19 protein-coding genes and 1 tRNA gene are annotated in these 21,019 nt (G+C 62.1%); 12 read left to right on the top strand and 8 right to left on the bottom strand.

All coding sequences use genetic code 11. The features are described from left to right. Nucleotides 1-25 precede the first annotated feature (25 nt). Nucleotides 26-208, bottom strand: a complete 183-nt coding sequence (locus ACJ70B_RS04485; protein WP_408959215.1) for a hypothetical protein — start codon at nucleotides 206-208, stop codon at nucleotides 26-28. A gap of 148 nt (nucleotides 209-356) precedes the next feature. On the opposite strand from ACJ70B_RS04485, the gene ACJ70B_RS04480 reads away from it, so the two are divergent. From ACJ70B_RS04480 to ACJ70B_RS04450, 7 genes are all read left to right on the top strand, one after another. Continuing rightward, nucleotides 357-431: transfer RNA gene (locus ACJ70B_RS04480), tRNA-Arg, on the top strand. A gap of 165 nt (nucleotides 432-596) precedes the next feature. Continuing rightward, nucleotides 597-836: a hypothetical protein gene (locus ACJ70B_RS04475; protein WP_408959214.1), complete on the top strand. Its 240-nt coding sequence runs from the start codon at nucleotides 597-599 to the stop codon at nucleotides 834-836. A 123-nt stretch (nucleotides 837-959) separates the two neighbouring features. Next, nucleotides 960-1,256, top strand: a complete 297-nt coding sequence (locus tag ACJ70B_RS04470; RefSeq protein WP_408959213.1) for a hypothetical protein — start codon at nucleotides 960-962, stop codon at nucleotides 1,254-1,256. A gap of 2 nt (nucleotides 1,257-1,258) precedes the next feature. After that, nucleotides 1,259-2,875 carry a DNA-binding protein gene (locus ACJ70B_RS04465; RefSeq protein ID WP_408959212.1) on the top strand — a complete coding sequence of 539 codons (1,617 nt, stop codon included), beginning with the start codon at nucleotides 1,259-1,261 and terminating at the stop codon, nucleotides 2,873-2,875. 306 nt (nucleotides 2,876-3,181) lie between these two features. Beyond that, nucleotides 3,182-3,997 (top strand): hypothetical protein, encoded by an 816-nt coding sequence (locus ACJ70B_RS04460; protein WP_408959211.1) that lies wholly within the window; start codon nucleotides 3,182-3,184, stop codon nucleotides 3,995-3,997. Between the two features lie 341 nt (nucleotides 3,998-4,338). Continuing rightward, the gene (locus ACJ70B_RS04455) at nucleotides 4,339-4,551 is read left to right on the top strand and encodes a hypothetical protein (RefSeq protein ID WP_408959210.1); all 213 of its coding nucleotides are present in this window, start codon (nucleotides 4,339-4,341) and stop codon (nucleotides 4,549-4,551) included. A 217-nt stretch (nucleotides 4,552-4,768) separates the two neighbouring features. Beyond that, complete coding sequence (locus ACJ70B_RS04450; protein WP_408959209.1) at nucleotides 4,769-5,029, top strand: hypothetical protein; 261 nt, start codon at nucleotides 4,769-4,771, stop codon at nucleotides 5,027-5,029. Nucleotides 5,030-5,035: 6 nt separating this feature from the next. Here ACJ70B_RS04450 and ACJ70B_RS04445 read toward each other — a convergent pair whose 3' ends face one another. Next, nucleotides 5,036-5,701 carry a transcription initiation factor IIB gene (locus ACJ70B_RS04445; RefSeq protein WP_408959208.1) on the bottom strand — a complete coding sequence of 222 codons (666 nt, stop codon included), beginning with the start codon at nucleotides 5,699-5,701 and terminating at the stop codon, nucleotides 5,036-5,038. Nucleotides 5,702-6,156: 455 nt separating this feature from the next. Continuing rightward, nucleotides 6,157-6,414, bottom strand: coding sequence for a hypothetical protein (locus ACJ70B_RS04440; protein WP_408959207.1), 258 nt, complete (start codon nucleotides 6,412-6,414; stop codon nucleotides 6,157-6,159). A 611-nt stretch (nucleotides 6,415-7,025) separates the two neighbouring features. Between ACJ70B_RS04440 and ACJ70B_RS04435 the strand changes: the two genes are divergently transcribed. After that, nucleotides 7,026-7,361 carry a hypothetical protein gene (locus ACJ70B_RS04435; RefSeq protein ID WP_408959206.1) on the top strand — a complete coding sequence of 112 codons (336 nt, stop codon included), beginning with the start codon at nucleotides 7,026-7,028 and terminating at the stop codon, nucleotides 7,359-7,361. Beyond that, nucleotides 7,354-8,397, top strand: a complete 1,044-nt coding sequence (locus ACJ70B_RS04430) for a tyrosine-type recombinase/integrase (protein ID WP_408959205.1) — start codon at nucleotides 7,354-7,356, stop codon at nucleotides 8,395-8,397. Before ACJ70B_RS04435 ends, ACJ70B_RS04430 begins: the two co-directional genes overlap by 8 nt. A gap of 505 nt (nucleotides 8,398-8,902) precedes the next feature. Here the strand turns inward: ACJ70B_RS04430 and ACJ70B_RS04425 are convergent. From ACJ70B_RS04425 to ACJ70B_RS04405, 5 genes are all read right to left on the bottom strand, one after another. Further along, nucleotides 8,903-9,220, bottom strand: coding sequence for a hypothetical protein (locus ACJ70B_RS04425; protein WP_408959204.1), 318 nt, complete (start codon nucleotides 9,218-9,220; stop codon nucleotides 8,903-8,905). A 404-nt stretch (nucleotides 9,221-9,624) separates the two neighbouring features. Further along, nucleotides 9,625-10,275: a MaoC family dehydratase gene (locus ACJ70B_RS04420; RefSeq protein ID WP_408959203.1), complete on the bottom strand. Its 651-nt coding sequence runs from the start codon at nucleotides 10,273-10,275 to the stop codon at nucleotides 9,625-9,627. 179 nt (nucleotides 10,276-10,454) lie between these two features. Beyond that, a complete protein-coding gene (locus ACJ70B_RS04415) occupies nucleotides 10,455-11,282 on the bottom strand; it encodes an alpha/beta fold hydrolase (protein WP_408959202.1) in 828 nt (275 codons plus the stop codon). A gap of 99 nt (nucleotides 11,283-11,381) precedes the next feature. Further along, nucleotides 11,382-13,058: a uracil-xanthine permease family protein gene (locus tag ACJ70B_RS04410; protein ID WP_408959201.1), complete on the bottom strand. Its 1,677-nt coding sequence runs from the start codon at nucleotides 13,056-13,058 to the stop codon at nucleotides 11,382-11,384. Nucleotides 13,059-13,186: 128 nt separating this feature from the next. Further along, nucleotides 13,187-15,400: a VWA domain-containing protein gene (locus ACJ70B_RS04405; RefSeq protein WP_408959200.1), complete on the bottom strand. Its 2,214-nt coding sequence runs from the start codon at nucleotides 15,398-15,400 to the stop codon at nucleotides 13,187-13,189. 34 nt (nucleotides 15,401-15,434) lie between these two features. On the opposite strand from ACJ70B_RS04405, the gene cobN reads away from it, so the two are divergent. The 3 genes from cobN to ACJ70B_RS04390 are packed head-to-tail and all read left to right on the top strand — an operon-like array spanning nucleotide 15,435 to nucleotide 20,960. Next, a complete protein-coding gene (gene cobN, locus ACJ70B_RS04400) occupies nucleotides 15,435-19,379 on the top strand; it encodes a cobaltochelatase subunit CobN (protein WP_408959199.1) in 3,945 nt (1,314 codons plus the stop codon). Then, entirely contained in the window at nucleotides 19,372-20,142 is a 771-nt protein-coding gene (locus tag ACJ70B_RS04395) for a precorrin-8X methylmutase (protein WP_408959198.1), read from the top strand. Before cobN ends, ACJ70B_RS04395 begins: the two co-directional genes overlap by 8 nt. Beyond that, nucleotides 20,139-20,960: a cobalt-precorrin-7 (C(5))-methyltransferase gene (locus ACJ70B_RS04390; protein ID WP_408959197.1), complete on the top strand. Its 822-nt coding sequence runs from the start codon at nucleotides 20,139-20,141 to the stop codon at nucleotides 20,958-20,960. Before ACJ70B_RS04395 ends, ACJ70B_RS04390 begins: the two co-directional genes overlap by 4 nt. Nucleotides 20,961-21,019 lie beyond the last annotated feature (59 nt).

Raw genomic sequence — 21,019 nt, 5'->3', positions numbered from 1 at the left:
ACCCACGCACGATCGGGTCGGCGGCTCAGCGCCACTGCTCGAGGTCACACAGCGCGTCGCCCTCGAGCTCGAGCCACTCGGTCATCCGCTCGTCGCCACTCGCGTCGGCCGGCACCGCGGTCCAAACCCGCTCGTCGTCGGTGAGTAACTCGAGCGCCGTTGCGCCGGACTGCGCCTCGTCGGAGGTGTGGGTCCCGTTCACCGTCATAGCACGGCCGGAGAGTCGGTCCCGATACCAAAGCCCCCCGCGGTGATTGTCACCGAGTGAAAATCTCCGGTCGCCGACCGTGTCATCCCCTGTCGGAAGCGCTGCAAATCGAGTGACTTATACGGACCCATCGGGAACGAAGCGGTGAGGGCGCTTAGCTCAGTCTGGACAGAGTACTTGGCTTCGGACCAAGCTGTCACGGGTTCAAATCCTGTAGCGCCCACTCGCAGACGGCTCGCTTCTCAACTAATACTAACCGGCCCGTAGAGGAATTGAGGTCTCGGTTTTCGCTTATTTCCCCGGTCAGCCGAAGAGGATCAGAATCTGATCCAAACGGGCGACGGGTTTCGACCCCGCTACGTCATGCGGTTTTCATCACAAACGTGAGGTGGTCGGCGTGACGGTTACGCTGGGGCCATCGGTCGACCATTCGACGTGTCTACACTGCGGAGCCCATGTCAGTGATCGATTCCGGCGCGTTTTCGGTGACGACGATGACCAAGCACATCGTTGCGGCTCATGTGATTCGTATGCCCGGCTAAGCCGTGGCTCCGCCGCGGGTCAACCCGTCTCGATTCCGGACCCGGAAACATCGCTTGGCCGCCACGGCGGTGAGCCCGATGTCTAACGGTTCGTTCGTCCGAGCGAGCGAACTGTACGATATCGAGAGTCGAACGCCCATCGCCCATCCCGCGACGCAGGCCACTGACGAGCAAGTTCGGCAGGCTCTCGAAAATTGGGGTGGATCGCGGTGAGCGTCGACGCCGATCGGGACGATCGCGACCTCGAGGCCGAGTTAGCGAGTTCGACAGCTGGCCGGACCGGTATCCCAGTCGATGCAGTCTGCGTCGGTTGCGGGCGGACACGCGTCAAGCGTGCGACGCTCGTGGAGATGGAAGTCGATCCCCAGACTGATCCATCGATCCTCGAGGCGACGGACTGTACGTCGTTCAAGCACGTCTGCTACGGCTGTCAGACCGTGACGTGGTGGAATCCCGTCGCCGTCCTTACTGGGCTACTCGAGAGCGAACGCGAGCGAGGTGAGTAGCGGTGTCGCAGGTTGAGACGACGCCCCACGAGATCGAGGGCCGCTGGAAGTGGCCCGACTGGGGCCGCGGTCCGTACGATGCCCTATCGTCGGTGATGCTCGGCCCGCCCTTCGAGGGCTACCTCGAGATCACGACCGAGATCGACGGCGAGCCCTGGCACCTCGAAGTCAGCTACAGCAAGTCGGGGTTTGCGCCGCGACTGTCGGATGGGATCAACGCCGAGCGTCTCTACGAGTGGGATATCGTGGGCCGTGGGCGCGGCGAGCGGAAGGCGTCGTACAACATCGGCCCGCGGTTCCCGAACATGCGCCACTGGGAGAGCGGTGAGCGGTTACAGCTCCCGTGGGAAAATCAGGTCGGGGAGGTCGACGGCGTCGACGTCGAGTTCCACACGAGTAACATCGAACCCGAGCGCGGCCTCGAGTTGCTACCGGAGTTCTTCGCGGCCGTGTTCAATCACGCGGGCGAGCGCGTGCATCCCGAGTACTTCCGGACCGAGCCCCACGAAGCGAGCCGGATGTGGGCGTACGAGCGGTACGTTCGGATTCGACGGGAGTGGGCAGAAAAGCTCTCGTCGGCTGGTGTCCTGCAGAAGGTCGCACACTACCTCTCCGACCTCGAGGGAGTGAAAGCCGAACTTCACATCGATAATCGGGAGGTAGTGAATCACCAGAACCGGCTGTTCTTGAACCCTACGTCGGCCGGCGAGCTACTGCCGGGCCACACCTACGGGCGGAAGTTCGAAATCTACCAGCTGAAGGACCCGGACGCGGTGTCGAAGGATCACCCGTCGTACCACCCAAAAGTGGAGGTGCTGGTCAACAAGTCGATGAACGACAATGAGGCGTGGGCGTGGGCCGATCGTCACGAGGTGACCGAGCAGATCGAGGAGACGCTGTTGAACGCGCTTCACTGGGAAGATATCCCGCTCGGTCCCGACGGGAGCGGCGTCTACGTCCCCGACGATCACTTCGACGCGGTCGCCCGCGATGACCTGGTCGAACTCTACGAAGACCCCACGCCCCGCCTCGAGGCGAAGACGGATCACCTATTGATGACGACGCTCCGAGATATGGGCGAGACCGCTCGCGACGTGACCGAGACGGTTGCGACCGACGGCGGTGGCACGGTCGACGATCTCGCCGACCAGCTGGGGAAACACCCCGCGACGATCTACCGGGCGATCTCCGACCTCGGCGAGATCCTCGAGCTAGATCGGGGCGACGTATCGTTCCGTGCCCGGAAGTACCGCGAGGAACTCCGGTCGCTCGTCGAGTCCGCCGAGTACGCGATCGAGAGCTACGCCGATCGGATGCAACACATCATGGGGCTGGCCGATCACGTCGCCGGGTCCTCTCCGTTTCAGGAGTGGCTCGCGAAAAACGGTGCCGACCTCGAGTTCGACCAGGGCGAGCCCCGCCGGATGCGGATCGATACAATTCTCTCTCGGTTGAAGTCCGATAGCTTCGAGAACGTCCAGACGATCGCCAGCGAGGCCCTCGAGAAATGGTCGAAGTCAGGGAACGATCCGACGGTCCTCCGCGGAGCTGAGTTGACCTGGAAGACGCCCGGCGGCGGGACTGAAACCGGGTTCGTTGGCGCGGTTGCAGATCGCTAAACCGCCCGTGTAGTGGTAACACTGCCGTTTTCGCTCTTTTCTACAAGTTCAGTTGCATAACAGCGGTGCCTAGGCAACGCTGGTTGTAGTCCATTTGTCGAGGCCGGGGTCGGAACCGTGATCGCACCGCAACGCCGGCGGGGTCGTTTCGCGCTTCGCGCGAAAGCCCCCTTGGCGGGTGTCGCCAAGGCGACAACGGCAAAAAATACAGTGTTGAACCCCCTCTCTTTGCAGAAGAAATCCAGTAGAAACACACGAAACAAGGGTATAGATATATCTGGTTAGAATAAGGTCAGCTAAACTAGCATGAACTCTCCGGAGGATGAGGAAGAGTTGACCTATGAGGGTATCCATGAGGTATCTGACCATAATCTTGATTTACTCTTTGAAGAAGTTCACAGAAAAGTTGAAAGCCAGGTTGAATTGAATAACCGGATTGAAGATCATGCCCGAAGTAGAGTGAAAATCATTTTTATTTTATGTGGAATACTCATAAGTTCACTCTCGTTAGTAACGTCAGTAATAGCGTCAAATAATGTGGGTGTTTGGCGAATAATTGCTAATATGGGTAATCAAACTTATTACACCCTAATGGAGGTGTCTTTTATTGGTGGAAATTTGGCACTGATTCTGATGGGAGTTCTTTTCATACTGCTCTTTGCATATATCGGAGCAGCATTTGGGCAACTGTTCGTAATTTCCCTATATTGTAATCTATCTGCTGCAAGAACCGCATTGGTGAGTTCATCTGCTTCTACTGGTAGATTACAAGATAGTATCCATGACGGATCCAACATGAAGGAGCCAAAAAAGTGTATTCTCTACGATTACGCAGACACTATTGCTATGAATAATATGATCCTCGAAGAAAAATGGAGAGATAAGAAAGAGGGGGATCAGTATATGATCCGTGCTTTCACCAATATATTCGCCCTTTTTATTGTTTTTTACTTTGTATTTATACTGCGACATTCAGTAACTATATTGGGTGCGCTTTCGATATCGGTTTTGTACCTTTCGTATAGGGCAGCAGTGGTATTTGGATATTTTGAACATACATCTGCCGGAGATGTAATAAAAAATATCGCGGATAATTACATGCGGTTGCGCCACCAACGTTAGAGAACCCCCTGATGAGATCATATTCTGAAAATTGTTCACCTACTCTGTGCAGTACACGCAGATCACGCGCGTTGCGCGCTGTTATATATATGCCTCCGCTGGCCACACACCGCGCGCCCATCGGTCGCGACGCTCCCGGTCGGGAGCGAGCAATGAGTGGTGGGCCAGTGTTCACTACACTAAAGGGAGGTGGTTGAACGTTTACACTTGGACATCGCCGCGCTGTCGTGCGATTACTGGTTCGGCGGTGTTCAAGAGATCGAACCGACGGAAACGCTCCGTTCCAATTGGAAAGGCAAGGTTCAGAAAATCTTATACCAAGGCGGGTTGCCGCCGGCTGCATGGTGCTGTACAAGCTCCGAAACTTGGACAAGAACTCCGCTGGCGTCACGCTCCCGAAAGGCGATCTCCGCATCGAGGGCCTTCTCGACGAAGATGGCGATCTCGAGGGAGAACATCACGTCCATATCCGCCACGTCGACGACGGGGAGTGGTCGGTCAAGCTCGTCGAGGAGCTCGAGTCGGAATCAGAGCCACCGAAACGGGGTCTTTGAATCCAACCCCCTGGGGTTGCTCGCGAATGTATACGGAGACCTCGATGTATGCACCCTGCCGTGGGCGATGGGCTCGTGAGGTGCATAGAATCGGGACCGATCCGTCTGGCCCCCGCCGTGATCACGCCGTACTCTCGAACCCATTCATAAAGGACCGACCGGTCGCTCACCGGCGAGCGACGCGAAGCGACCCCCCATGCATACCCTCGTTTAAACCATGACCAAGCGCACCAGTCTGAAACTTACGGATGACCGGCAGCGGAAACTTGACCGTGCAAGCGCGATCGTCGCCAAAGACGAGTACGACGATCCGCCGATGTCTGTCGTGATCGATGCAGCGTTAACCCATTTGATTGAAAGTGAAGAAAATGTCAAGGAAGCTAGGAAGAAGTATGATCCAAAAACTATACAGGACATTTCGAATACGTCGGTTCTAGGCCTGAAATATAGGACAAGCATCGAAAGTCAATGGAGGTAATGCAAGTCAGAAATCGTACTCGCCTTCTGAGGCCAACAATTCTATCTGTTCTTGATAGCCATTCCTAATAGTTTTCACACCCGCTCTACTAACATCTGCAACCTCTCGTTGTGTCTTTTTCTCGTTGTTCAATAGACATGAGACATAGAGTGCAGAAGCTGCAAACGCAGTTGGTGATTTTCCAGAGTACAACCCATGCTCTTCAGATAGATCTAAAATTTCTATAGCTGTTTCCTCCACTTTATTACTTAAATCTAGCTCCTCAGCATATCGAGGAATATAGTCTCTGGAATCTACAGGGCCGGCTTTCAAATCTAGATTCTCGACTAAATCAGAGAACGTTCGTTTTAAGGGTCCTTTCCCAATCTCACCAGCCCTTGCTATTTCTGCCGCAGAGTACGGTTCGTTTTGTGTTCGACAAGCTGCATACACAGCCCCACAAGTCAAATCGCACAATCTATGTCGTTGAATAACCCGCTTTTTTAGTGACCTTTTGTAAATTGCTTTTGCCACTTGGCTTATCTTAGTTGGAAGGTCTCTCTTATGACATATTTTCTCTATCTGGTAGTGAGCGACTTCAAGTGTCTCTTCACCCCATTCTTTTGTCCCAACATACTGTTTTAGCAACGATTCTATTTTGTCATCTTCAACGTCCTGAATCTGTTCGTACATGTTAATTATCTTTAACTAATGTATTCAGAAGTAAAGTGATTATCACTATGAGAACGGCTTTATTCGTTTCCAAAATGAATAGTACCGCTTCTGAAGCAGTTATCCATCCGGCATATACAGAACAACTCAAAGAAAATATGAGTAGCATAGTTAGACCGACCGCAGCCAAGATCAGCCCCGACGAACCGGCCAGTTTAAGTAGGGGGGTTGGGTCCCCTGTTCTAAATGACCGCTTCTTACTCAAGTACTCCGCACTGGGAGCATCCACTCTCACCAGTGCGGAAACAAAATGCCGCAAGTCCGGTCTCCCGGTGGATGTTCATACACGTCAGTAAACTATCCATGCATAAAAATGGCTCGGTCAATTGAAGCATAGAATCTGTATTTGCCTATATCACCCAGTAGAAGACGTTTACCATCTTTCTTCGGGTATGCACTACTGACCGGTTGAGTGACTATTCTATTTCCCCAGCGTTGAGTTCATCTGAGAGTGATTTCTGGCCTTTATCCGTAATCCACCATACGTATGTTCTTCCTGCCTCTTTCGACCCGAGTAAATTTGAATCTGAAAGAGGGTGCAATCGCTTCAGAATTCCTGAATTCGAGAACTCAAAGTGATCGGCTACCTCTGCTGTCGTTACAATTGGGTCTGAAGACGCCTCCACAAACTCTAGAATCTGTTTATCGTCTACTGTTTCCTCCCGGCCTACCATTGCTGTTTTTGGCGTAATCCAGCCCCATATGATGATAGGGTTTGTAATATCTATACAGAAACTAGATTATATATGGCTATTAGTTTCCACATAAGAACTAAGTGGTTTCCATATAGAACCTATTTCACAGGAAGCCAGACGGACCCACCGCTGCCCGGTCGGGTCCTCAGCGAGAATGCGGACCCGGTGTTAGGGCCACCGGCCCGCCTGGCTTCCGTAGATAGGTACGGAAGCATGCAAACGCACGATACTGCGGGGGATAAAGCCCTCGTTCGACCGAGTCAGACGTATCGACGAAGAATACTCTCGCGGGTTCAGAGAGAGCGAACATCAACGCGATTACCGAGCCTGTCCTGCGGTTTTGCTTTCCGGCCAGTTTCCGGTCACTTTCCGGCCACGGGGTACAGTCCGTCTTTCCGCTGTTTTCAGCCGGCAGAGCGGATATCGGTGTTTTCCGGCCACCGCCGCTGTAGGAATATAACCCGACCGACCGTTCTTCCGTGTATGTCTGTGACCCTGACTGAAGCGCTGCCAGATCCGGCCGTCCTACTCGGCGGCTGTGCTGGTACGGCACTACTTCGGAGCGCGCTCGGAGTACCGGGTGGTGACCGATGAGCGACGAGTTCCTCGCGCTCGAGGCGCAACTCGAAGTCCTCGAGCGGCAGGCGGACGCGGTCGAACGACAGACCGAGGCTCTCGAGGCGATCGCCACGGAGATGCGGTATCAAAACGCGGCGCTGTGCGAGATGGTCGCCTGTCTTGCCGATCTCTCGGCTCGCGTCGACGAACACCATATGCCGGACCACCCGCCGCACGATCGGTCCGGGCCCGCGCTACAAACGTGGATTCACGATCGCCTCTTCGAGCGCGACGAGCTCGAAGCCGATCGCCCTGAGTTCCGCTGGGGAAGTCCGGAGAATTGGAACGGTGGTGGTTACGATGACTGACGACCTCGAGCCGATCGCCCCACAAGAGGCGGTCGAACTACACCTTGATGCGATGAAGGATGGGTCCGCGGAGTGGACCCAGACGAGTCACAAAAGTGACCTTCGGGCGTTCGTCGAGTGGTGCCAAGAAAAGGGCGGCATCGACAATATGAACGAACTGAACGGCCGCCACCTCTACCAGTTCCGCGTCTGGCGACGCGAAGGCGGCTACTCGAACGGGAAAGACGGGGAACTCGCGAAGAAGACGCTACATTCGAATCTCACCACGGTTCGTGCGTTCCTTCGGTTCTGTGGCGATATAGAGGCTGTTCATGAGGATCTGTATCTCAAAGTACCCCTGCCGGACCTCTCAATCGGCGACGAGGTAAGCGACAGCAAGATTGTCCCCGAGCGGATTCCACCGATCCTCGAGTACCTGTCGCGCTACGAGTACGCAAGCCGGGACCACATCATTTGGACGTTGATCTGGGAAACCGGCGCACGTCTTGGCGGCGTCCGTGCGATCGATCTACAGGATTGCGAACTCGACGGTCGCGACCCCGGCATCGATTTTATCCACCGACCAGATACCGATACCCCGCTGAAGAATGACGGGCCCGGCGAACGGTATAATCGGATCACCGAAGAGACCGCTCGAGCGGTACAGGACTACATTGATGGGCCGAGAGTGGACGTGACCGACGACCACGGTCGCGACCCGCTCATTACGACGAAACAGGGGCGGGTGAGTCGGAGCTGCGTTCGCGATACGGTCTATCGGTGGACGCGACCGTGCCACCGCGGCGAGGACTGCCCGCACGATCGCGACCCCGAGACGTGCGAAGCGATCGACCACACGCATATGAGCAAGTGCCCCTCGAGCCGGTCCCCGCACGATCTCCGGAAAGCACGGGTGACGAAGTACCGGAACGACGGCGTCCCTCGCGGTGTTGTCTCCGACCGACTCGACGCTTCCGAGGAGATCCTCGATAAACACTACGACCGCGCCAGCCGACGTGAGCGAGCAACGCGACGCTGGAAAATAATCAACAAATGATGTCCATGAAAACTGCAAGCAAGCAGGTAGATACGATCGCGACACCTAACCCCTGTAGCGCCCATCTTGTTCCCGTTTGGTTCGGGACGAACACCACTTCTAGAGTAGAGGCTGTGAGGGGACTCGCTTTCGGCCGTTGCCTGTTCTGAAACAGGAGCCAAATTGGATACAACGCGGGAACCACGACGCTCGGCGAGCGCTCTCGAACGAGGACGTTTACGCCGACGGTGGATTCGCTCGGTCCGCGAGCGGAACTGCGTGTCGGCTATAGTGTCACTCAATCGCGAACCCGGTTGCTGCGATCACGAGTCCTGCGAGCAAGAGTGGATAGCCAGGGTCGATAGCTAGCCCGAAAATCGTAACGTGAAGCCCGAAAACCATCATTTTGAGTCCGGATTGCTTTGATTGTCCTTCTGACATTCGATTCGGAAATCCGGCACCAGGATTACCAGTGTTTGGATTGCCGGCCACGGTCGGCCTCGGCCCGCGATCGCGACTCGAGCGCTCAGTCGTCGGCCGCGAGCCACGACTCGAGCCGGTCGACGACGGCTTCGGCGATGGCCTCGCCGATTCGGTCGGGCACGTCGGAGAGGTCCCAGACGTAGTCGCCGTGCCGGGTGACGGTCATCAGGTCGACGTAGCCGCGGCGGTCCAGTTCGAGCAGGAGGTCCTCGAAGACGGATTCGTTGAGGCGACAGCCAAGCGCGTCCTCGATGGCGTCGGTCAATCGAGGCGTCGTCGCGACGGTGCTGTCCTCAAGAGCGGCGTCGGCGATCGCGGGGCCGGTCGTCGGTATCGACGGAGATGGCGGCCGATCGGTCATGTTCGGACATCGGTTGTGCCCGTGGTAGTAATAGGTCTGGTGATAGTCACGGACGCGCGAAGACGGTGGATCGATGTCGATGTGAGATCGCCGGCGGAACTCGGTCTGCCGTGTTCAACGGCGGGTGACGATTACATCGGAGAACGATTGAGCGGCCGTGCGATCCTATGTGGTAGCGCCTCGAGCGCTCTGCCGGTCCGAAAACGGTGTTCACACTGACGGCGGAGAATTTCCGTACTCTCCCGGTCGGTTCGGTCACGTCGTCCGCTCGCGGCGCTTGGTGGCGTTTGTATGGCTGTGGGCTCTCGTTCTACATACCGAACTCTTACAGTAGAACGAGTCGTGAGTCGCCGCTCGTCGGCCGAATTGTTCTCTCCCGGCGGCCGTCGAACTGGACCGGCTCGTTACTCGTCGGGCGGTTCGTTGATGATGACGACGGCTTCGCCGTCGATGACCGGCTCGTCGTCCTCGCCGAAGACTCGCGTGTGCAGCCGATACCGATCGCCGCCGAGGTTCTCGACGATCTCGCACTCGGCGGTGACCGTCTCGCCGATCTGGACCGGTCCCGTGAACTCGAGGTCCTGCGAGAGGTAGATCGTCACGCCCGGCAGTCGGGCCAGCGCGGCGCTGATCGTGCCGGCGACGAGAGTACCGTGAGCGATTCGGCCACCGAACTGGGTGGCGTCGGCGAATTCCGACTCGAGGTGGAGCCGATTGGTGTCGCCGGAGACCTGCGAGAACGCGGTCACGTCGGCGTCCGTGATCGGTTTGCCAAACCGGACGTAGTCGCCGACGCCGAGCGATGCGTACTCGTCCGTCGAGCGCTCTGAGACCCAGGTTTCGTCGCCGAACGCGACTTCGGAAACCGAGTCAGTAGTCGTCGCCGGTTCCGACTCCGGCGGTGACGGCTTCTCGTTCGAGGAGAGCCCCATCACGGCGAGGAGGGCGTTGTTGGCCTCGAGATAGCTATTGAAAACGTGTTTCGAGATGCTCGTCCAGTCGGCAGTTGCTGGCGCGGAGTCGACACCGTCGGTGTCCGGGCATTGACTACTCATAGTGATGGAGTGGGTTTCGTCGACTGTGCTGCTTCCACCTCAGTATAGGACAGTTACTGCCTTCCGGGTATCGCCAAATCACATTGGGTTGTTGACAGTGACTGTCGTGTGGCTACCAGAGTACCGCGCTCGAGAACGACCCGACCTCGCAAGCCGGTATCGAAAGCGGGGCAGTTCCGTTACGTCCCGAATGGTCCGTCGAGGAACCGCGTCATCGCCGCGTTGAACGCGTTCGGTCGATCCCGATTGACGAGGTGGCCCGAGTCGGACAGTTCCACCCGATCGCCGTCGGCGACTGCCGAGACGATCTGCCGGCCTTGGCGCTTGACCAGCGGGGCTTCTTGCTCGCCGTGGACCACGAGTGTCGGCGTTTCGACGTCGGTCAGTTCGGGCGGGTCGTACCGGTAGAGCGCGTCGAAAATCTTCCGGAACTCGGCCGTCGAGATGTCGCCTACGTTCGCGATCGCGTCGGCTCTGACCTCGGGATTGACCGACAGCCACCGCTCCCCGGTTGCCACCTGGATCGAGTACAGCATCGACTGGAACGTTCCCGTCGGCCCCGAAAGCGACAGCGATGCGGTCAGCGCCGGCACCGGCGACCAGAACGGCTTCAGGACGACCGGGACGTCGATCGGCGGCATTGATCGGACCGCGCCGCCCATAACCGCGCTCGTCGCGCCGTCAGGATGGCGGTCGAGGAACTCCTGGACGATCATCGAACCCAGCGAGAGCCCGCAGAGAGTCGGCCGCTCGATCGCGAGAGCCGACAGCAGCGCCTCAAGGTCGTCCGTGAAGAGTTCGATCGAGTATCGATCGGGCTCGGTCGCGCCGGTCTCGCCGTGGCCGCGAACGTCGAGGGTGACGACCTGATAGTCGTCGGCAAAGTGCTCGACCTGTGGCCGCCAGGCCTCACCGTTCATCCAGCCGCCGTGGACGAATACCAGCGGCGGGCCGTCGCCGGTCGTCTCGTAGTGGATCCGGCCGTCCTCGAGCGCGAGTTCCGCCATGCCTCCCTGTGAGCGCCGCGCGGTCTTAGAACGACTGGTTGCGTTGGCATAGCGTGAGAACGGTCGACGACGGCACCCTCGGATAGCTCGCGGCCGCGCTCACCGCTCAGCGCTCGAGTCGGTGCCGAGCCAGCGGTCCCAGAATGAGTCGAAATCAGACTCGTCTTCGGTGAGGCGATCCCACTGCGCGAGGCCGCGTTCCTCCCGCGACCCTGGAATCGTGTTGTCGAGGACGAGCGCCGCGAGCCCGCCGACGGCCATCCCGGTCGAACCGATAATGTAGATCGTGTCGACGACGGCCTGCGCGGCGGTCTCGAGTGGCCCCGCAGCGGCCGTCTCCGAGACGCCGATCGCGGCCAGCAACGGATCGATCGCGTCGACCAGCGCCGCGACTGTTCCCTCGAGACCCACGGCCTCGCGGAACGCGATCGTACTCTCGAAGTTGCCCATATAGGCCGGGATCGCCAACCCGACGAAGAGCGCAAAGCCGATGACGAAGGTGTTCCTCGAGGAGTCGAGATCCACGTGGCGCAGGTTCGAGATACCGACGGCGACGATCTGGCCGAACATGGCGATGAAGAGGCCGCCGACGATCGGGTCCGGGATCGTCGCGATCAGCTGGCCGAAGTAGCCGACGAAGCCGACCACGAGCATGACGGCGGCCCCGAGTTGGACGACGTACCGGGAGGCAACGCCGGTCAGCCCGATCGCGCCGATGTTCTCGGAGTAGGAGGTCGAGCCGGAGGTTCCCATGATCCCCGAGAAGACGTTCATCAGCCCTTCCATCCCGATGCCGTGGTTCATCCGCTTCTCGCTCGGCGCGCCCGACCCCGAGAGGTTCGCCACCGCGTAATAGTCGCCGATGCTCTCGACCATCGAAGCCAACACCCCGGCGAACATCCCGATGACGAACGCCGTCGTCACCTGCGGAACGCCCCACTGGAAGGGATAGATCGGGAGGAGGAAGCGGCTGTCCGTTACCTGGCCGAGGGGGACGTAGCCCGGGTGATCGCTTCCGAGGACGGGATCGATCGACACCGGACCCAACGTCACGTCGAGCGAGAGAGCCGCGGCGACGACCCACGCGATCACGAGCGCGAGGATCACCGGGTAGAGACGGAACGCCTTGTGCCGAACGTCGAGGTACTGCGAGAACAGCAGGATGAGGCCGAGCGTGAGACCGAGCAGCCACCAGCTCTGGTTCGCTGCCGTGATCTGGGGGGCGCTGAACAGCGAGAGCCCGATCAGTGCGATCGTCGGTGCGACGACGACCGGCGAGAGGAACCGGCGCAGTTTCCCGACCAGCCCGAAGTACCCCATCGCTACCTCCACCGTGGCGGCGACGATGATCGCACCCTGTAACTGCAGCAGTGCGGCCTGCCAGTCTGGCTGTCCCGCGACGCCACCGGCGGTGACGACGCCGACGATCGCCAGCGCCGGCGCGAGCATCGAGAACGGCGCGCCCTGAACGATCGGATACCGGTTCCCGAACGTCGTCTGGGCGAGCGTCGCGATCCCCGAGACGACGAAGAACGTGCCGACGAAGCGGGCGGTCACGTCGGAGGGCATCCCCATCGCCCCCGCGAGGATCAGCGGCACCGCGATGTTCGCCCCGACCATCGTCAGGTAGTGCTGGATCCCGAGGACGAACGATTCGCCCAGCGGCGGTTTGTCGTCGATACCGTACTCGATGTCCTCGCTGACGGCAACCTCGGAGTCCGCGTCGCTGCCGCCACCAGCGTCCCGATCGCTGAATTCGTCCCCCGCGTTACTCATAGTTCTCGTCGGATAACGAGCGAGGGCGCTGAAATGGATATTGATCCGGCGTCGCCGGCGTTTCGGTCTGTGTGAAAGTACTGTGAGGTGACCAGACGAGGCCGGACGGCGTCCGATCGACGCCGACGCTACCGCTCGTCCGCGGCCCGATCGGCCGCGGCGCGGACCGTCTCTGGCGACAGCGCCTCGAGGGAGACAACCTCGCCTCCCGTCTCACCGGCGACCAGTTCCGAGAGGCCCGCTCGGGAGTCGTCGCCGGCGTCGACGACGACCACGGTCGCGTCCTCGGCCGCGAGTCCACGCGCGGCCCGTCGCGTCGCGTCCGTCGGACTGCCGTCGGCGACGTTGGCCCGCCCGTCCGTGACGAGGACGACGACCGAGGCGTCGGTGTCGGTCCGCTCGACGACCTGCCGCGAGGTCTCGAGCCCCGCGGGCAGGGGCGTCCGATCGCCCGACGGGAGGTCCTTGAGGTGACGAGCCGCCAGCGAGACGCTGTCGGTCGGCGGCAGGAGTACGTCGGCGTCTTCGCCGGCGAAGGCGACGAAGGCGACCCGATCGCGGTGCTCGTAGCTGTCACGCAGTAACTCGAGGACGACGCCTTTTGCGGTCCGCATCGCCGGCCGCATCGAGGCGCTGGCGTCGACGGCGAAGACGATCGTTACAGAGGTCTCACCCGTTCGGACGGACTGCTGGAGGTCCCGCTTTTCGATCCGAGACTCGCCGCGGGTCGCGGCCGACCGGACCGACGCCGCGGCGTCGATCGGCCCTTCGCCGGACGCGGGCTCGGTGCGGACGCGAGCGCCACGGTTGTCGACGCTCGGGGCGGTGCTCGCACGCGCTCCCGTCGCCGCTGCCCCATCGGTGTTCTCGACCGTGGTGGCCTCGAGATCGGGTGCCCGCGCCTCGCCGATCTCGGCTCGCTGCTGGCCGGGGACAAGCGGCTGGACGGTGTCGTCCTCCGCGTCGTCGGGCGACTCGTCGTCTCCATCGTCCAACTCCGAGTCGGAGTCGCGGTCGCTCGAGCCGTCGGACCCGCCGTTGCCGGCTTCCGCTGGTGACTGGTTCGCCGACGCCGGTCGCTCGCCGTCCTCCGGTGGCTGCTCGGGGTCGGCATCGTCGCCTGATTCGCCGTCGGCGTCGTCGCTCGAGGGACCCCCATCGTCGCCGTCGGCTCCCTCGTCTCGCTCACCCTCGCGACGACCGGGTTCGTCACCGTCATCGGAGTCGGGGTCGGCTTCCGCGTCGCCGTCATCCGCGTCCGCGTCGCCCTCGTTGGACTCGCCGTCTCCGCTGGCGTCGTCCGGCGACTCCTCGTCGAACCGATCCTCGAGCAGGTCGTCCAGGTCCGGTTCGTCCTCGAACGGGGTGCTCCGGAGGCGGTGGGGGAGCGCGTACGTCGCGGCCTCGTGGACGTCGGACTCGATGACCGTCTCGCGGCCCTCGAGTGCGGCCAGCGTCATCGCGGTCCGGGCGGTCGCCACGTCGCCGCGGTGGCCGTCGACGCCGGCCTCGAGGCAAAGTTGGGCGATTTCTTCTTTGAACTCGGTCGGGAGCGAGACGCACGAGAGGCGGTCGCGGGCGGCAGCCAGATCGTCGCGCAGGGTCTCGGTTTCGGCGGCGTACGCCGTTTTCGGGTCCGTCGCGCCGCCGTCGGCCTCGAGCGCGCGGTCGATGATTTCGACGCGGTCGTCGATCTCGCGACAGCCCTCGACGGTGGCCTGCAGCGCGAACCGGTCGCGCAACTGAGGCCGGAGGTCGCCCTCTTCGGGGTTCATCGTCCCGATCAGGGTGAAGTTCGCAGGGTGGGAAACGCTGACGCCGTCGCGCTCGACGGTGTTGACGCCGCCGGCCGCGGCGTCGAGGATCACGTCGACGAGATGGTCGTCCAGCAGGTTGACCTCGTCGACGTAGAGGATACCGCGATTCGCCCGAGCCAGAAGGCCGGGATCGAAGTCGGCCGCGCCGGCCAGCGCGTCCTCGACCGAGAGCGTGCCGACGACGCGGTCGCGGGTCGCGCCGAGCGGGAGCGTGACGAGCGGGACGGGCCGCGTTTCGACCGGCAGGTCGGCTGGATCGCGGTCGCGACAGTCCGCACACTGCAGGTCGGGGTCGGCGGGCGAACAGCCGTACGGGCAGTCGGCGACGGCCTGCTGTTCGGGCAGGAGATCGACGAGCGCTCGCACGGCGGTCGACTTCGCGGTTCCCTTTTCGCCGACGACGAGCGCCCCGTCGAGGCCGTCGTTGGCGGCGACGGTCAGCAAGACTCGCTTCAGATCGTCCTGTCCGACGATCGCCGGAAAGGGGAGTGACGATAGCTTTTTGCCTCCGGCGTTTGCAACCATACTTGAGCTAATACAATAGAGGTTTAAAAACGCGATGACAACGATCGGGATATATACCGCGACGGAGAACGAACTCGGCTCGATCGGGCGGGCTGCCGACCGCCTCGAGGATATCGAACTCGTGGTCCGCTCGGAAAGCGACCTCGAGGACGAGGCCGCCGTCGAGGAGTTCGTCGAGGAATCGCGCGACGCCGCGGCAGTGATTTGCTGGCTGCACGGGGCCGAAGACAGCATGCCGGGCTACGATTACGCGACGAGCGCGCTCGAGGACGCGGGCGTCCCGCTGATCGTCAAGGCGACCGGCGACGCATTCGCCGTCGAGGACACGACGGTTTCGACGGCGCATCGTGAGCTGGTCTACGACTACCTCGAGAAGGGCGGGACGATCAACGTCGAGAACCTCTGTCGGTTCCTCGCCGCCGAGTACGAGGGCCGGGACCTCGAGTACGACGAGCCCACGGAACTGCCGACAGAGGGCGTCTACCACCCCGACTATCCGGGGATCGAGTACGAGGACCTGCTCGCGACCCACGACCCCGGGAAGCCGACGGTCGCGATCTGGTTCTACGAGTCTCACTGGACCCACGAGAACACCCGCTACGTCGACGCGCAGGTCCGGGCGCTCGAGGAGCAGGGTGCAAACGCCCTGCCGATCTTCTGTAACCCGGCAACGGACACCGACGAGCAGGAGGACGCAGAGTGGGTGACCGACAACTGGCTGCTCGACGACAGCGAGGCGTCGGAGATGCCTCGAGAAGGCGGCGAAGCCGCCGGTAGCGAGCCGATCGTCGACGCCGTGCTCTCCTCCTTTATGTTCTCACTCTCGATGGACGAGCGCGGCCGCAGCGCCAGCGATGAAGGCGATTCCGCGGAAGACGTCTTCCTCGATCGGCTCGGGGTTCCCGTCCTCCAGACGATCACGACCATGCGCTCGCGCCCGCGGTACGAATCCAGCGACACGGGCGTGATGGGCTTCGAACTCGCTCTCTCCGTGGCGCTGCCGGAGTTCGACGGTAACGTCATCACCCACCCGATCTCGGGCAAGGAGCGCACCGACGACGAGGCCGGCATCGGCTCCGCGCCGAAACACCACTTCCCGATCGCAGACCGGATCGACCACGCGACTCGGCTCGCGGTCAACTGGGCCGAACTGCGCCACACGCCCAACGAGGACAAGCAGGTCGCCGTCGTCCTGCACAACTACCCGCCGAGCGACGACGGGATCGGCACTGCGTTCGGCCTCGATTCGCCCGAGTCGACGGTCAACCTGCTCGAGGAACTCGACGCTCGAGGGTATGATTTGGGCGACAACATGCCGGACAGCGGACAGTCGCTCGTGGAGAAACTGACCGCGCAATTGACGCTCGAGGACCGCTGGGTCGCGCCCGAAGACGTTTGCGATCTCTCTGTCGACGTGGTATCGCCGGAGACCTACGAGGGCTGGTTCAGCAGCGCCGACGAACGCTTCCAGGAGAATATCGTCGAGGAGTGGGGCAACCCGCCGGACCGCCCGTTCGCGATCCCGGGCGTCGAGTTCGGCAACGTCCTCGTCACCGTCCAGCCCCCGCGCGGGTTCGGGATGGACCCTTCGAAGGTCTACCACGACTCGGATCTCCAGCCGCCCCACGACTACTACGCCTTCTACGGCTGGCTCCGGAATTCCTTCGAGACCGACGCGGTCGTCCACCTCGGGACCCACGGTAGCCTCGAGTGGCTCCCCGGGAAGACGGTCGGGCTGAACGGCGAGAGCGCGCCCGACCAGTTGATCGACGACATCCCGAACGTCTACCCCTACATCGTGAACAACCCCGGTGAGGGGACCCAGGCCAAGCGCCGCTCCTACGCGGCCATCGTCGACTACCTGACGCCGGTCATGCGAAACGCCGGCACCTACGACGAGCTCTCGGAACTCGAGGAACTCGCGAACCAGTATCGCGAGGCCGGCATGGAGGACGCCCGCGCCGACGACGGCGAGCACCTCGAGACGCTGATCCGCGAGAACGTCGAGGAACTCGACCTCGCCGTCGAACTCGGGATTTCGGGGACGATCGACGAGCAGGCGGACGTTCGCGGCCCCGACGAGGCCGGGTCAACGCTCGCGGAAGGCGAAGTCGCGGGCGATGCGGTCGACGTTGACGAACTCGTCGAGCGCGTCCACGAGTACCTGACCGACGTGAAGACGACTCAAATCCGGTTAGGGCTACACACAATGTCCGAACCACCGGCCGACGAGCGCCTTGTCGAATATCTGGTCGCGCTCACCCGACTCGAGAATCCCGGCGCGCCGAGTCTGCGCGAGAGCGTGGCCGGCGTGCTGGGCGTCGACTACGAGCAAATGCTGAACGCGCCCGGCGAGTACGACGAGGCCCTCGGGATGACCTACGCCGAGGCCGCCGACGAAGTCTACGAGACCAGCGTCGACCTGCTCGAGACGCTGGCCGCACACGGCTTCGACGTGCCCGAATCGGAACGTGAAGCCGGTCCGGACGAGGAGGTGAACATGAATCTGCTCGTGGTCGACCTCGAGACGATCGGCGACGCGCGAGCGAAGTCGGGCGCGCACGACGACCTGCGCGAGGTGCTGGCGTACGTCTGCGAGGAGGCCCAGCCCCGCGTGCAGGGGGCCGAAGACGAGATCCCGCGCACCGCGGACGCCCTCTCGGGGGAGTACGTGCCTCCCGGGGGTTCGGGCGCGCCGACCCGCGGCGGCGTCGACCTGCTCCCGACGGCGCGGAACTTCTACACGCTCGACCCCCGCAAGGTGCCTGCGAAGGCCGCCTGGCAGGTCGGGAGCGAGGTCGCCGAGGGCGTCCTCGAGCGCCACTACGACGAAAACGACGAGTACCCCGAGGAGATCGGCGTGGTCGCCTGGGGGACACCCACCGTGCGAACCCGCGGCGAGACGATCGCACAGGTGCTCGCGATGATGGGCGTCGAGCCCCAGTGGACCGACGCCGGCCGGATCGACAACGTCGAGCCGATCCCGCTCGAGGAACTCGACCGACCCCGAATCGACGTGACGACCCGCGTTTCGGGGCTGTTCCGGGACGCCTTCCCCGCCGCTGCGGGGGTCATCCACGACGCCGTCGACGCGGTCGTCGATCTCGACGAGCCCCTCGAGATGAACTACGTGAAGAAACACGTCGAGGAAGAGCAGGCGGAACTCGAGGAAGAGGAGGGGCTCGACGAATCCGACGCCCACAAGGCCGCAAAGCATCGGGTCTTCACGACCAAGCCCGGCGGCTACGGTGCCGGGACGAACAAGGCCGTCGACGAGGGTAACTGGGACGACCGGTCGGATCTCGCCTCCGTCTACGTCCAGTGGGGCGGCTACGCGATGGGGTCGAGAGGGCGCGTCTCCGACGCCCACGACGCCTTCGAGCGCCGCCTCTCGTCCGTCGACGCGACGGTCAAACTCGAGGACACGATGGAGCAAGACGAGTTCGACTCCTCGGACTGGTACGCCTTCCACGGCGGCTTTATCTCCGCCGTGAGTGAGCTTTCGGGCGCGGAGCCGGCCGCTTACGTCGGCGACTCCTCGGATCCCGACAACGTCGACGTCTACACGAACGAGGAGAAGGTCCGCAAGGCGATGCGCTCCCGGGTCCTGAACCCCGACTGGCTCGAGTCCATGGAGGAACACGGCTACAAGGGCGCGGGCGACCTCTCGACGACGGTCGACGTGACGCTCGGCTGGGACGCTACGACGGGCGTCGTCTCGGACACGCTGTGGGAGGAGGTCGCCGAGAAGTTCGCGTTCGACGAGGATCGCCAGGAGTGGATGCGCGACGTGAACCCGTGGGCGCTCGAGTCCATTACGGACACCTTACTCGAGGCGATCGAACGCGACCTCTGGGACGCCGACGAGGAGACCGTCGACCGCCTTCGCGACCTGAACCTCGAAGTCGAAGGCGACCTCGAGGCCAGAACGACCAACGAGGGCGTCGGTGCGGACGCGGAGGTATCGACCGATGACTGACGGCACGGAACAGCAGGGATTCGAACAGGAGTACGCCGACCTCGGCGCGACGACGCAGAACGCGATGGAGATCGCCGAGACGAGCATGGACATCGTCCGCCAGTTCGTGCCGGACGAGACGCTGGCCGATCGAATCCGCCAAAAGTCAGTCCACTCGATGGGCGACATCGAGTTCCAGCACCTGATCGAGTTCACCGGGAGCGACGACCTCGGCGACGACGAGGACGCGCCGGTTCGGGCCGGCGCGCAGGCCGTGCTCGACGAGGCGACCATCGTCACGGATATCACCATGTCCAAGGCCGGAATCACCGGCCGCGGTCACGACTGCGAGAAGCGCAAGGCGATCGGTAACGGCGCCGAACTCGCGAAGGAGACGGGGATGACCCGAACCGCCGCGTCGGTGCTCGAACTCGACAAACAGGGAGCCTACGACGGCGCGATCGCGACGATCGGTAACGCGCCGACGGCCGCCTTCGCGCTGGCGGACTGTATCGAGAACGGCACGCGCCCGGCCGCAATCGTCGCGACCCCCGTCGGCTTCGTCAAGGCCGAGGAGAGCCGCGAGCGCATCCGCGAGATCAGCGAGGAGCACGGCGTGCCGGCGATCACGAACGTCGGCCGCCGCGGCGGCAGCGGGCTGGCAGCGGCGCTGACGAACGAACTGATCCACGTCGCGAAAGATGTGCGGACCGACGACCTTGACCTCGAGTTGACGGCCGAGGCTCGAGCGGCGAGGGTCGAGTCCGACAGCGAGGACGAATGAGCGACGAGTACGACCTCGAGGCGGGGCCGGATCCGGCGACGTTCGCTGCGGGGGCGGCGGAGCCGGATATCGACGAATCGACCGACGATCCCGTCTACGCCGTCGGCGTCGGCCCCGGCAACCAGGAGTATCTCACCCCTCGCGGGGAGCGAGCGATCCGCGAAGCCGACGTCGTCGTCGGTTTCACGACCGTCGTGGAGTTCGTCGCGGACCTGACCGACGCCGACCTGCTGACCTGCGGCTATAAGGACGAAGCCGAGGCGCTCGAGGAGTTCGGCGAGCGCGTCGCGGCCGGCGAGTCCGGAACCGCGGTCGCGATGGGCGACCCCAACCACTCGGGCTACCAGTTCGTCGGGAAGGTGCAGGACGCCGTGGAACGCGAGGATTCCGATATTCCAGTCCGCATCGTTCCTGGCATCTCCTCGCTCCAGATGGCCGCCAGCCGCGCCCGCACGCCGATGGAGGACACCGCGTTCGTCACGCTCCACAAGAGCGGCGACCTCGAGGCCGACATGGAACGCCTTGCGGCCGCCGCGACGGTCGACGAGCGCCATCTGCTTGTGCTCCCCCGGCCCTACGACCGGATGCCTGGAGATATCGCGGCCTTCCTGCTCGAGGAGGGTGCTGATCCGAACCTTGAGGCGCTGGTGCTCGAGAAGCTGACCCACGAGGACGAGGCGATCTACCGGTTCACGCTCGCGGAGCTGTCGGAACACGCCGGCGGGAGCGGTCCAGACGACACGCCGTTCTCCGATCTGGTGGTGCTCGCCGTTCGACAGCCGATCGAATCGAAGGCTAAAACGTCGGCACGACGCTGAAACCGACGATTCGCGTCGTCGATCCGTTGGCGTGCGTCGTGATCCGCCGACGACTCGAC

Origin of the sequence: Natrinema sp. 74 (genome assembly GCF_046097095.1) — an archaeon.
GTDB lineage: Archaea > Halobacteriota > Halobacteria > Halobacteriales > Natrialbaceae > Natrinema.
Note: the sequence above shows the minus strand (reverse complement) of the source record. Positions and strands in the feature narration are given on the sequence as shown.

Coding starts and splice junctions, on each gene's coding strand:
- ACJ70B_RS04460 (WP_408959211.1), top strand. CDS start 3,182: ATGAACTCTCCGGAGGATGAGGAAGAGTTGACCTATGAGGGTATCCAT.
- ACJ70B_RS04485 (WP_408959215.1), bottom strand. CDS start 208: ATGACGGTGAACGGGACCCACACCTCCGACGAGGCGCAGTCCGGCGCA.
- ACJ70B_RS04440 (WP_408959207.1), bottom strand. CDS start 6,414: ATGGTAGGCCGGGAGGAAACAGTAGACGATAAACAGATTCTAGAGTTT.
- ACJ70B_RS04430 (WP_408959205.1), top strand. CDS start 7,354: ATGACTGACGACCTCGAGCCGATCGCCCCACAAGAGGCGGTCGAACTA.
- ACJ70B_RS04405 (WP_408959200.1), bottom strand. CDS start 15,400: ATGGTTGCAAACGCCGGAGGCAAAAAGCTATCGTCACTCCCCTTTCCG.
- ACJ70B_RS04420 (WP_408959203.1), bottom strand. CDS start 10,275: ATGAGTAGTCAATGCCCGGACACCGACGGTGTCGACTCCGCGCCAGCA.
- ACJ70B_RS04390 (WP_408959197.1), top strand. CDS start 20,139: ATGAGCGACGAGTACGACCTCGAGGCGGGGCCGGATCCGGCGACGTTC.
- ACJ70B_RS04425 (WP_408959204.1), bottom strand. CDS start 9,220: ATGACCGATCGGCCGCCATCTCCGTCGATACCGACGACCGGCCCCGCG.
- ACJ70B_RS04415 (WP_408959202.1), bottom strand. CDS start 11,282: ATGGCGGAACTCGCGCTCGAGGACGGCCGGATCCACTACGAGACGACC.
- cobN (WP_408959199.1), top strand. CDS start 15,435: ATGACAACGATCGGGATATATACCGCGACGGAGAACGAACTCGGCTCG.
- ACJ70B_RS04435 (WP_408959206.1), top strand. CDS start 7,026: ATGAGCGACGAGTTCCTCGCGCTCGAGGCGCAACTCGAAGTCCTCGAG.
- ACJ70B_RS04455 (WP_408959210.1), top strand. CDS start 4,339: ATGGTGCTGTACAAGCTCCGAAACTTGGACAAGAACTCCGCTGGCGTC.
- ACJ70B_RS04395 (WP_408959198.1), top strand. CDS start 19,372: ATGACTGACGGCACGGAACAGCAGGGATTCGAACAGGAGTACGCCGAC.
- ACJ70B_RS04450 (WP_408959209.1), top strand. CDS start 4,769: ATGACCAAGCGCACCAGTCTGAAACTTACGGATGACCGGCAGCGGAAA.
- ACJ70B_RS04445 (WP_408959208.1), bottom strand. CDS start 5,701: ATGTACGAACAGATTCAGGACGTTGAAGATGACAAAATAGAATCGTTG.
- ACJ70B_RS04410 (WP_408959201.1), bottom strand. CDS start 13,058: ATGAGTAACGCGGGGGACGAATTCAGCGATCGGGACGCTGGTGGCGGC.